The organism is Paenibacillus gyeongsangnamensis (assembly GCF_027533625.1).
GTDB classification, from domain to species: Bacteria; Bacillota; Bacilli; order Paenibacillales; family NBRC-103111; genus Paenibacillus_G; species Paenibacillus_G gyeongsangnamensis.
Genome location: NZ_JAQAGZ010000013.1, coordinates 96,743 through 107,644 on the forward strand (window position 1 = coordinate 96,743; position 10,902 = coordinate 107,644).

Consider the following 10,902-nt stretch of genomic DNA (forward strand, 5'->3'; position numbering starts at 1 on the left):
AAGGAATTTTTCTTAACGATAAGGAAAGTTTAAGTTCGCGTATCATGCTGGAACATTACATTAGGAAGATGGGATAGCCGAATGTTACAAGCTCCTGATTCTTTCGCCCCGCGGCTGGAGGGCTGCAGCTGGGAGAGGATTACACTTGGCATGTCGGGTGCCGATGTGTATAAGCTGCGCTCCTCTGCCGGCGTAATGTACTTGAAGGTGCAGAAGCAGTCCAAGCCGGGAATGGAAAGCTTGGAGGAAGAGAAAGCAAGGCTCGGCTGGCTTCAAGGGCGGCTGGCGGTTCCGTCCGTCCTTGCCTATGAGTCTGATGGGAACCGGGAGTATTTGCTGATGTCCGAAATCCAGGGAACGAATGCCTCGGACTCGTCGTTTCAGGACCGGCTGCCTGAGCTTATGGGGCTGCTCGCTGCCGGGTTAAAGTCCATTCACGCGGTTCCGGCCGGGGGTTGTCCTTTTGTCCGGACACTGGATGTGAAGCTGAGGGAGGCGACATACCGGGTGGCGCACGCACTGGTAGATGAAGCGGAGTTCGATGCCTGCCGTCAAGGCCGCAAGGCCGCGGAGCTGATGGACGATCTGATGAGAGAGAGGCCTGCTGATGAGGATCTGGTCTTCACCCACGGGGACTACTGCTTGCCGAATATCATCATTCAAGAGGGCAAGGTCAGCGGTTTTATCGATTGGGGACGCGGCGGCGTAGCAGACCGTTACCAGGATTTGGCCTTGGCGGCGCGCAGCATCGAATACAATTTCGGCAGAGCTTGGGTCGCGCCGTTTCTGGCCGCTTACGGTATTACGGAAGCCGACGAAGCGAAGCTTAGCTATTACCGGCTGCTGGATGAGTTTTTCTAGAAAAGCAGGTGTCAGAGATGAGTATCATCTATTGGATCGTTGGCGCTGTGCTTTTGCTGTTTTTGGCGGGGTTGTCAGGGCAGTCTGGAGTTTAGCGAACCGAGGTTCAGTACAAGTGAGCTTGGGTTCACTAAACTCGGCAGTTACGCAACACGAGGGGCTGAAGTGAACCACCGGTCTCTACTAGCGAACCCGGGTTCCTAAAAATGACCCGGAGGTTCACTACTACAGCGCGCATAACTGGGTGCATCCTGGAGTCTAGCGAACCGAGGTTCAGTACAAGTGATCTTGGGTTCACTAAGCTTAGCCGTTACGCAGTGCAGAGCCATAGCCCGGAGTTTAGCGAACCGAGGTTCAGTACAAGTGATCTTGGGTTCACTAAACTCGGCCGATACGCAGCGCAAGGGGCTGTAGTAAACCACCGGTCCCTACTAGCGAACCCGAGTTCCTAAAAATGACCCGGAGGTTCATTACAGGCGCATACCGGCCGCAGCTGGAGTTTAGCGAACCGAGGTTCGCTACAAGTGATCTTAGGTTCACTAAGCTCGGCCGATACTCAGCGCAGGGGGCTGTAGTGAACCACCGGTCCCTACAAGCGAACCCCGGTTCCCCTAAATGACCTGGAGGTTCACTACACCGCGCACACCGGCCGCAGCCTGGAGTCTAGCGAACCGAGGTTCAGTACAAGTGATCTTGGGTTCACTATACTCGGCGGATACGCAGCACAGGAGGCTGAAGTGAACCACCGGTCTCTACTAGTGAACTCAGGTTCCTCAAAATGACCTGGAGGTTCATTACAGCGCGCATACCAGCTGCAGCGTGGAGTCTAGTGAGCCGAGATTCGGTACAAGTGATCTTGGGTTCACTAAACTCGGCGGATACGCAGCACAGGGGGCTAAAGTTCACGTCGCTCTAGTTAAGGCACAAGCGAACAATCCGTTCATAAGCCTCCTCGACCGTGACCTCCAGCGAGTTGGCCTCCTGCCGTTCCTTATACTCCACGAGTCCTTCCGAGGCTTTCCTTCCGAACACAATCCGTATCGGCGCGCCGATCAGATCGGCATCCTTGAACTTCATTCCCGGCCGCTCCTGACGGTCGTCAAGCAGCGCTTCGATTCCTTGGGCACGCAGTCTCCGGTACAACGCCTCCGCTCCCAACATCTGCTCTTCGTCCTGCACGGAGACCGGAATGACGTGCACTTGAAAAGGGGCAACGGCCATCGGCCAGAGTAGTCCGGTTTCCTCGTGCCGCTGCTCCGCGATGACCGACACCAGTCTCGATACGCCGATGCCGTAGCAGCCCATGATCATAGGACGCTGCTCCCCGGATGCCCCCGCAAAACTGGCGCCGAGCTTAGCGCTGTATCGGGTTCCGAGCTTGAAGACGTGACCTACCTCGATGCCGCGGCTGCTGCGGAGCGTGCCTTCACAGCGCGGACAACGGTCCCCTTCGGCGGCGAGACGAAGGTCGTATACATGCTCTACCGGGAAATCTCTTCCCGGCTGGACGTGACGCAAATGGTATCCCGCTTCCCCGGAACCCGCAATGGCCGAAGACACGGCTGCAGCCTCCCGGTCCACCAGCAGCGGCATGCGAAGGCCTGCCGGTCCGACAAAGCCGATGGGGCAGCCCGTCAAACGAAGCACAGTATCGGCGTCTGCCAGCTCGATCTGCTCCGCATGAAGAATGCGCTGCAGCCGAATTTCGTTTACCGACCGGTCTCCTCGAACCAAGACGGCGACCGCTCGCCCGTCCGCCTCATAAATCAGCGTCTTCAGCAGCTGTTTGGATGATACCCCAAGCGCTTGCTCCAGCTCCGCGATCGTATGGATGCCGGGAGTAGCGAACTTCTCGGCCGCCGGCTCCGGCGTCTCTCTCTTTTCTTGTTGCGGTAGCCCGGTGTCGGCTTGCTCCACGTTAGCCGCATATCCGCAGTCCGTACAAGTGACGATCCGATCTTCGCCGATATCGGCGATCGCCATGAATTCATGCGAGCCGCCTTCGCCTCCGATCGATCCGCTGTCCGCCTCCACCGCGCGAAAACGCAAACCGCAGCGCGTAAATATCCGGTTATACGCTTGGGTCATCGATGCATAGATTGCATCCAGCTGCTCCTCATCCGCTGCGAACGAATAGGCATCCTTCATCAGAAACTCCCTGCCGCGCAGCAAGCCGAACCTTGGACGCCGCTCATCCCTGAATTTAGTTTGGATCTGATACACCAAGAGCGGGAGCTTCCGGTACGATTGAATCTCATCCCTGATCAGCGCCGTAACGACCTCTTCATGCGTCGGTCCAAGCGCGAATTCCCGTCCGTGCCGATCCTCGAGCCGGATCAGCTCGGGCCCGTACACGGCGTAGCGGCCGGACTGTTCCCAGAGAGGGGCCGGCTGCATGGCCGGCATGAGCAGCTCCTGGGCGCCGATTGCGTCCATCTCCTCTCGGATGATGCGCTCCAAATTTCGAAGCACCCGCTGTCCGAGCGGCAAATACGTATACACGCCGGCGGCCAGCTGCCGAATATACCCTCCTCTCAGGAGCAGCCGATGGCTGGCCGTTTCCGCGTCAGCCGGCACCTCCCTTAAGGTAGGCATCAAAAAATGCTGTTGTCTCATCGCCCTATCCCCCCTAAAAAAATAACGCGCCTTCGTCAGGGACGAAAGCGCGTCGTGGTACCACCCTAATTCACCGCAGCCCGTGAGGCAGCGGTCTTCTTAACAAATAACGGGTTTCCCCGGCAGCGGATACGGGCCTAGCCAAAAAGTTCCCCGCTGCGGCTGCAAGGCGGGAGTCCTGCCGCGATCGGAGCGCCTTCCAGCCGTGTGCGCTCTCTCTGGGACGATCGTCAGGCAAGCCTGTGTCCTTGGTCAAAGCCGGTAACCATTTAAAATTAGAACTTAATTTACAACATCCCGGAACAGAAATCAAGACGAAAATATTCGTCATAACCAATTCACCTGTAGACAGATAAGGAATGCTTGTGTAAAATCAATGGAATAGTTGGATAAATATTACATAAACTCCTTTCCATATAATCCATCCAGCCTCTTTACGCCAGGCATCAACCGCGCACCTGCTGAAGAATGCTCCATTACCTCTTTATGCCCCCGATCCGGTGCGAGGACTCATATCTATTCCACTCGAAAGCAGGGGTGACGACGTGTCCACACAAGTGTATCCGCACGAAATCCGCTATGGAGCTGTAGACGTTACATGTGAGACGGCAGGCTTCTACGAGCCGAAGCTTGAGGAGCTGGAATGCCATTTCGGCAAACTGATTGCCGATCACCAGCTGCAGTGCGCGAGCTATTTGCTTTCCCGCAATGGGCAAATTTTCGCTTGGCGCTCCATGGGGCCGCTGCGCTATGACGATCCGGACAGCGCGCTGCTGCCCGATTCCATCCGGCAAATCGCTTCGATTACGAAAATATTCACGTCAATAGCGGTTCTTCAGCTGGTGGAGCAGGGCCGAATTTTGACCGATTCTCCGGTCAGCAAGTTTATTCCGGAATTCGACAATCCCGTTCACAAGGGCATAACCGTATTCCATCTGCTGACTCATACGTCCGGAATGGTGGCGGATCCGGGCTATTTCACGGAGCCTTATCCGCGCGGTTGGTGGGCGGAGGAGCGGGAGGATTGAATCAAAGCGATGCTGGCGGGCCCTCTGCAGAGCGAGCCCGGCGCAGCCTGGAGCTATTCCAGCGCAGGCTTCACCATTCTCGGCGAGCTGATTGCCCGAATCTCGGGCATGCCTTACGAGGAGTATGTCCTGAAGCGCATCATAGAGCCGCTCGGCATGGAGCGAACCTTTTTTCAAGTGCCGGAGCGTCTGCACGATCAGGTGTGCGCAACGAACGAATGGGACCTGAAACGTTTGAAGCCGGAGGAAGACAGCGGCAGCGGGGGAAACAGACCTCCGAGAGCCGGGGGAGGATTGTACTCCTGCCTTCGCGACTTATGGAAGCTGGGTCAAATGATTTTGCAGCAAGGTCAGTTTGAAGGGGCTCGCATTCTCGGGCGGAAAACGGTGGAGGCAATGACGCGGAATCATCTCCAGCATGTACCGGCCTTCAGCTGGGGGGCAAGGATTCCGTCCATCCGCTACGGACTCGGCATCCAAATGAGGGGGCTCGGGCTGTGCTCGCCGGAGACGGTCTCGCATGAAGGCGCGGGAAGGAGCGCCTTGTTCATCGATCCGGTCGAGCGGCTGGTCGCCGTTTATTTTGTCCCGTCGCTGATCCGATTCTGTGAAGCTTCGGTCGTTCAGCCCAGAAACATCATCTGGTCAGGTCTTGAATAATATTCGCTCGTCGTAAGCATACTTTCATTGGCATTTAAGTTAACACCGGCCTTCTTGGATAGAGAGCCGGTGTTTTGGCGTTTATTTCGGCTTAGCCGGCGTAAACCTCGAATTCGTTCACATTCGCTTCATCGGTGGCCCTGAGTACCAAGAGCGGGATGTACCGGGAAGTGACAGGTGTGAAGGTGATCGTTTTGGCGGTGCCTTCATGGGAATGCGGCCTACAGCAAAGAACGGGTCGAACGCCGCACGTTCAGCTTGCCGGGCAGCACGACCTCCTGCATCTCCATATCGGGGGTCCGCCAGTGCCGGAACAGCAGCTCGACGGCCAGGCTCCCGATTAATTTGCCGGGTTGATTGATGGACGTGAAGAAATCGCGATACTCGCTTGGAAGGAAACAGTAGTTGTCATCGAACGTAACGACGCTGAGGTCCTCGGGAATGTGCAGCCTCTTCCGGTTCAGCAGCTCGAGCAAGCCTTCGAGGAGCCCGGGATCCGTCACGAAAATAGCCGTCGGCCGATGCTCGCCGTCCAGCAGCGTCTCCAGCCGGTCCATATACGCATCATTCGGGGAGAGCAGCACTTCCAGGTCGGAAGACGGCATGGCACCGCGTTCCATCATCGCGAAGCGGAAGCCTTTGATCCGCTCCTTGTGCGTGTAATATTTGTCCGGCGAGAGCAGGGCGATCCGCGTATGTCCCTCATCCAGCAAATGCTTCATCAGCTGCAGGCTGCCCGCGAAGTTGTCGCCCCGTACCTGATGCGCGTCAGCACCTTCCAGCTTCTGATCCACGAGCACAAGGGGGATGCCGCTTCTTCGAAGCAGTTGAAGATGCTCTGTTTCGCCCGGCCCCCCGCTGAGCAGGATGAGGCCTTCCACTCCGCGGTTCACCATGCTGGAAGTCAGGGTTCCCTCCCGGCCGCCGATCGAATTGCCGATCAGAATCATGTACTCGTTCTCATAGGCTTTCTCCTCCGCCCCCGCCAGAATGTCGATTCCGAACGAATGGGCGCGGATTTCCCTGCCGAAGGGGAGAATCAGGCCGAGCATGGCGCTCGATTCCTGCGTTCGCTTCAGCTCCTGCGAATGGAAGTTAAGCGTCTGCATTGCGGCCAATACCTTCTCCCGGGCACGGGGAGAGACGAGCTCGCTGTGGTTAATGACCCGCGACACCGTCGCTTTGGATACACCTGCGAGCTTCGCGACTTCAAGCAATTTTGACATGGAGACCACACATCCTAAATTGATTCTGTTGTCTTAGTTATATAAAGCAGGCAAGCGCTTGTCAAATTATCGTTGCCACTGTAAGCGAATTCATTGTATGATAAGAATGTGAATTGTTTCTGAAACGTTTCATATGTAGGTGAAAGAATGTGAGGAAGCAAGGCGTAATCCATAATCAAGGGAGGTTCAGACCAATGAACATATCCAGGAAAGCCTCAGCATCGGCACTTGCATTGGCGCTTCTTGCTTCGGCTCTGCAAGGCTGCTCCGGGGGAGCGGCCCCGCCCAAAGACGACGCTCCGGCCGATGTAAAGAAAATCAACACCGATCCGGTCACTCTGACGGTGTGGGCCAGCATGTCGGATGAGCTGTTTCAGAAGCTTGTCGCCGAGCCCGTGAAGCTGAAATATCCTCACATCAGCCTGCAGATGGTATCTGCCGAGAACAAGATTCCGGACTTGATCGCAAGCGGGAACGTGCCGGATATCATTACCGACGCGATCGCTTCCATCCCGAAATACCAAGAACTCAATCTGACGGAGGAGTTGACTCCTTATGTCAAGGCATTCAACATGGACCTCGGAAGGATCAGTCCGGTCGTGCTCGATACGGTTCGCAAGGCGTCCGGAGACGGCAAGCTGTCCGCGCTCCCGATCTCCGGCAACGTGGTGATGATGTATTACAATAAGGACATTTTTGATCGTTTCAGCGTTCCTTATCCGAAGGACGGCATGACCTGGGACGAGGTGTACGATTTGGCCAGGAAGCTGACGAAGTCGGAAGGCGGTGTACAGTACCGGGGCTTCGACTTCCAGGACAGCTTCCAATTCACGGCCAATCAGCTATCGCTGTCTGTGGTGGATGGCGCCGCGAAGAAAGCGATTGTCAATAACGAGAAGTGGAAGCGCATGTTCGAGAACTACGCCCGTTTCTTCGCGATTCCGGGCAACGAAGTGAACGACAAGACGTACGGCCAGGGGCAGAACCAGTTCCTGAAGGACAAGACTTTGGCGATGTATGTCACGAGCTCCATTTTCTCCAAGCTTCCGGAAGCCGTGAAGGGAGGGCTTAACTTCGATGTGGTCACGCTGCCTTCATTCGCCGAAGCTCCCGGCGTGACAACCCAAGTGGACGGTGGCATCCGGTTCATCTCAACGACGAGCAGGAATAAGGACCAGGCATTCCTGGCCTTGTCGGCCATGCTCTCGGACGAAGCGCAGAAGCAGATTGCGAGGAACGGCAACACGTCGGTGCTGACGGATGCCAAGATCATGGAGGAATTCGGCAAGGACGCCGATGTCCTGAAGGATCGCAACCGGCTCGGCTTCATCAGGAACAAGCCGGCTCCGCCGTCGCCTTCGATCACGAGGTTCGACTCCTCCGCCTATTCAATCGTGAGATCCAAGTTCAAGAAAATGGTGCTCACCGGGACCGACGTGAACACCATTCTCCGGGAGACCGATGAGCTCGTAAACCAAGCCATCGCCGACGCTTCAAAGTAAGGGATCCGGGGAGGCTAAGATTGGCCGCCGGCTTCCCCGGGCCAGAGTTCATGAAGCAGCTGGCTCGCTTCCTCCAGGCAGTTCAGCAGCTCGAGCGCGGTGTGGCGAAGCTTCTCGGCTTTGTCCAAGCAGCGAAACCCGCCGCCTTCAAGCCCAGCTATCGCGTTCAGCAGCTTCGGCAGCACCATAACGATCCGCAGTCCGGCCGAAGCATTCAGACCGAATCGGACGAGCCGCTCATCGCCGTTCCATCCGGCCTTCCGTAGTCCCTTGAGGTACTGCTCCAGGAGCCGGTCTTTGGGAGGCTGGAGGCCGTGTGAAGCGGCTTTGCTCAGATATAGGCCGTAGAAACGCCCGAGCTCCTCCCCGATCCCGGAGATGCCGGCGAACTGCCAATCGATGATGTGCAAAGCGTCCGTATGGCCCCCTTCCTCTGGAAAGTAAAGGTTAGGAGGCCATAGATCCTGATGGACGAAGACGCGAGGGAGCCGTTCCAGCGCTTCCAACAGGTGCCCCTTGTCGCCCATGCTCTCCCGATACCGGGAACGGATGGACGAAAGGGCTGCCTGCCAGCCGGAAGGGAGCTGCGCCGCTGCAGTCCAGGCGTCATCCTGCTCGGCCAAACCGCAGGCATAGGCTTCGCAGACGGAGACCCAGGAGCCCATCCAGCTGTAGCGGAGAAAGGAAGGCTCCGGCAGCGGCAGTCCGCACAGGTAGGCTCCATTGAACCGGCCGGCAATAAAGGCGGCCGCTTCCATGCTTGTTAGCGACCAGTCGGCCTGCCGAAGATGCTCCATGTCCTCGAGCCAAAGCCATATGGAGCCATCGGGACGTTCCTCCACCCCGTAGCATCGCGGAGCTCGAATCCGGTCCGGGAGACGGCCGAGGAGCCCCGATTGATAAATGAGCGCCTCTCTTTTCCAATAGTTGTAATGACTGGGATGATCCCGCTCCGGGTCGCGGACGCTCACCTTCAGGATGACGGACCATGAGGCTGTACAACCGGGAAGCCCGGCCATTCCTCGGAAGCGGTAGACGCCCCCGGTGACGGGGTTGGGGTGCTGGGAACCGATCGGGTGGCTGTTCCAGGTCAGGAGTGCGAGGTCGTCCGATTCGAGCATCCGCTGCAGCACCCGGCGCAGCTGTTCAGTGTCCGGCGCATGCGTCCATAGGGTTGAAGCTTCAAGAGACATAGGTTGAATTATCCAATATTTGGGGTAAGCCTATTGTCCGCCGAACGAATGTTTTCGTCAATCGCCAATTTCAAAAGAGATGGAACGTGAATTCGTTCGCTCCTTCATCGGAGGCCTAAATAAATCTTATGATGCAACGGAGGGTTAGAAATGACGGTCCAACTGGAACGAATCGAATGGTGCGAATTCCGCTGGGATGACGCGGATAAAACGGATATGCCGAGGGTTCTGCTCATCGGGGACTCCATTACGAAGGGCTACCGCCCGCATATCGCGGAAGAATTTAAAGGAATTGCCAGTATCGATCTGATGGCTTCCTCCAGAGGGTTGGATAATCCGGCTTTCGCCAGGGAGCTTCGGTACGTAACGGTAGAGAGCGGGTACAACTATCGCGTGATCCAGTTCAACAACGGTCTTCACGGGTTTCATTCGTCGGCGGAAGCGTATGAGGCGGGACTGGATCGGGTGCTGACCGCATTGATGAAACTCCGGGAAGATGGGGGAGCCAAGATCGTGCTGGCGCTCTCCACGCCGGTGACAAGGAAGCAGGAAGCAGGTATCCTCCATCCGGAGCTGAATGCGCTGGTGCTGGAACGCAACGAGGTGATGAAGCGGCTTGCGGAGAAAAACGCATTGCCTGTGAACGATTTGTACGAGCCGATGCTCGGGCATCCCGAATACCGTCTGCCGGACGGCTTCCACTATAACGATGATGGCAAAAAAGCCCAGGCCGCGATCGTAGCAGCGGATCTGGGAAAGTACTTAGGTTAACGGCCCGGGGTCACGTTTACGCCCAGTAGGAGGCCGGCGGGCCGACGGTTCGCCCTAGGTGTGCGGAGAGCGGCAGTCCGATGACGCTTCCCGGAGGCCGCCGGCTTCTGCCGGACAAGCGGCTGCTTGACGAAGACTACTCCCTCCGCAGGCTTCATGGCAGGCTTCAGCTCCTGTGAAGCCGGAAGCCCATTCCGCGGACCCGCCTGTCGCAGCGGCAGCCTGGGGGGCCGGTCCGTCGTCACGGTCAGACCCTTTGCAGGCTTCTTGCGGGTGGCGGAGGCCGCAGACTTAGAACGGCTTCGGTTCCGCGGCTTCAGCACATGGCAGCTTAGCATGAGTCCCTTGTCCGTACATTGAAGCACTTTGGTCGTCTGATTGTACTCCAACTGGCAAAGCTCTCCGTCCTGCAATCCGAACATGGCCGCGACGAAGGAAGGCACGCGGAAGCTGCCGTCCAGCTCGTTCTCCGGAATATGGAACCGCAGCTTCGCCGTTTCCTTCCCATCCTTCAATACGGCCGCCTTAGAATTGTCGGTTGTCATCCCCAACTGGCTCAGGAGCGAGTAGCCGATCGTGATGCGGTCCTTGCCCGCGCTCGTGCGATCGACCCGGACCGGGACCTGCGCCCGGCTCACTTTCACCCGGGTCAGCTTGATCGTGCTGTCGACGGCATCGTACTCCAGCAGGTAGCGGGCCCCGTCCACCAGCCCCAGCTCGCTTGCCGTTTCATTCCCGACCTCCATGTAGTGGAAGGCGCATTCGTCCCCTTTTTCTCTGAGGACCTTGACCTCACGTTCCGAGTCCCCTTTTTTCAAGGTTACGACGGCTCCCTCGGCAATCGTCTGCAGTTCCTCTGCGTATCCGTTGTAGCATTCCGTGACCAGTATGATCTCATTGTCGTCCATACTGTCTGAAACGATGACATCCAGGATGCCTCTAGCCATTCTATCCACTCCCAATCCGGTAAAATAACAAACCCGGCTTCCTGGCATCTACTCAAACCTTCCTACAGATTATGCGTTTTTGGGAAATGTCGCTTGTA

At 57.1% G+C, this 10,902-nt stretch carries 8 protein-coding genes and 1 pseudogene; 4 read left to right on the forward strand and 5 right to left on the reverse strand.

Annotated elements, in window-relative coordinates; genetic code table 11:
* Positions 1 to 81: 81 nt before the first annotated feature.
* Entirely contained in the window at positions 82 to 861 is a 780-nt protein-coding gene (locus O9H85_RS20125; RefSeq protein ID WP_269883213.1) for an APH(3') family aminoglycoside O-phosphotransferase, read from the forward strand.
* A gap of 912 nt (positions 862 to 1,773) precedes the next feature.
* Here the strand turns inward: O9H85_RS20125 and O9H85_RS20130 are convergent.
* Together O9H85_RS20130 and O9H85_RS20135 are read right to left on the reverse strand one after the other, a co-directional pair.
* Positions 1,774 to 3,477, reverse strand: coding sequence for a proline--tRNA ligase (locus O9H85_RS20130; RefSeq protein WP_269883214.1), 1,704 nt, complete (start codon positions 3,475 to 3,477; stop codon positions 1,774 to 1,776).
* A gap of 70 nt (positions 3,478 to 3,547) precedes the next feature.
* On the reverse strand, positions 3,548 to 3,733 hold the full coding sequence (locus tag O9H85_RS20135; protein ID WP_269883215.1) for a hypothetical protein: 186 nt from the start codon (positions 3,731 to 3,733) through the stop codon (positions 3,548 to 3,550).
* A 301-nt stretch (positions 3,734 to 4,034) separates the two neighbouring features.
* On the opposite strand from O9H85_RS20135, the pseudogene O9H85_RS20140 reads away from it, so the two are divergent.
* Positions 4,035 to 5,165 (forward strand): annotated as a pseudogene (locus O9H85_RS20140) (serine hydrolase domain-containing protein).
* Positions 5,166 to 5,386: 221 nt separating this feature from the next.
* On the opposite strand, the gene O9H85_RS20145 reads toward O9H85_RS20140, so the two are convergent.
* Positions 5,387 to 6,391 (reverse strand): LacI family DNA-binding transcriptional regulator, encoded by a 1,005-nt coding sequence (locus tag O9H85_RS20145; RefSeq protein ID WP_269883216.1) that lies wholly within the window; start codon positions 6,389 to 6,391, stop codon positions 5,387 to 5,389.
* Positions 6,392 to 6,585: 194 nt separating this feature from the next.
* Here O9H85_RS20145 and O9H85_RS20150 point away from each other — a divergent pair, with 194 nt between their 5' ends.
* Positions 6,586 to 7,893, forward strand: coding sequence for an ABC transporter substrate-binding protein (locus tag O9H85_RS20150; RefSeq protein WP_269883217.1), 1,308 nt, complete (start codon positions 6,586 to 6,588; stop codon positions 7,891 to 7,893).
* Positions 7,894 to 7,907: 14 nt separating this feature from the next.
* Here the strand turns inward: O9H85_RS20150 and O9H85_RS20155 are convergent, their stop codons facing one another.
* The gene (locus O9H85_RS20155; protein ID WP_269883218.1) at positions 7,908 to 9,086 is read right to left on the reverse strand and encodes an oxidoreductase family protein; all 1,179 of its coding nucleotides are present in this window, start codon (positions 9,084 to 9,086) and stop codon (positions 7,908 to 7,910) included.
* A 150-nt stretch (positions 9,087 to 9,236) separates the two neighbouring features.
* Here O9H85_RS20155 and O9H85_RS20160 point away from each other — a divergent pair, with 150 nt between their 5' ends.
* Positions 9,237 to 9,857, forward strand: coding sequence for an SGNH/GDSL hydrolase family protein (locus tag O9H85_RS20160; RefSeq protein ID WP_269883219.1), 621 nt, complete (start codon positions 9,237 to 9,239; stop codon positions 9,855 to 9,857).
* Here O9H85_RS20160 and O9H85_RS20165 read toward each other — a convergent pair.
* Positions 9,854 to 10,804: a hypothetical protein gene (locus tag O9H85_RS20165; protein WP_269883220.1), complete on the reverse strand. Its 951-nt coding sequence runs from the start codon at positions 10,802 to 10,804 to the stop codon at positions 9,854 to 9,856. The genes O9H85_RS20160 and O9H85_RS20165 overlap by 4 nt on opposite strands.
* Between the last annotated feature and the right edge of the window lie 98 nt (positions 10,805 to 10,902).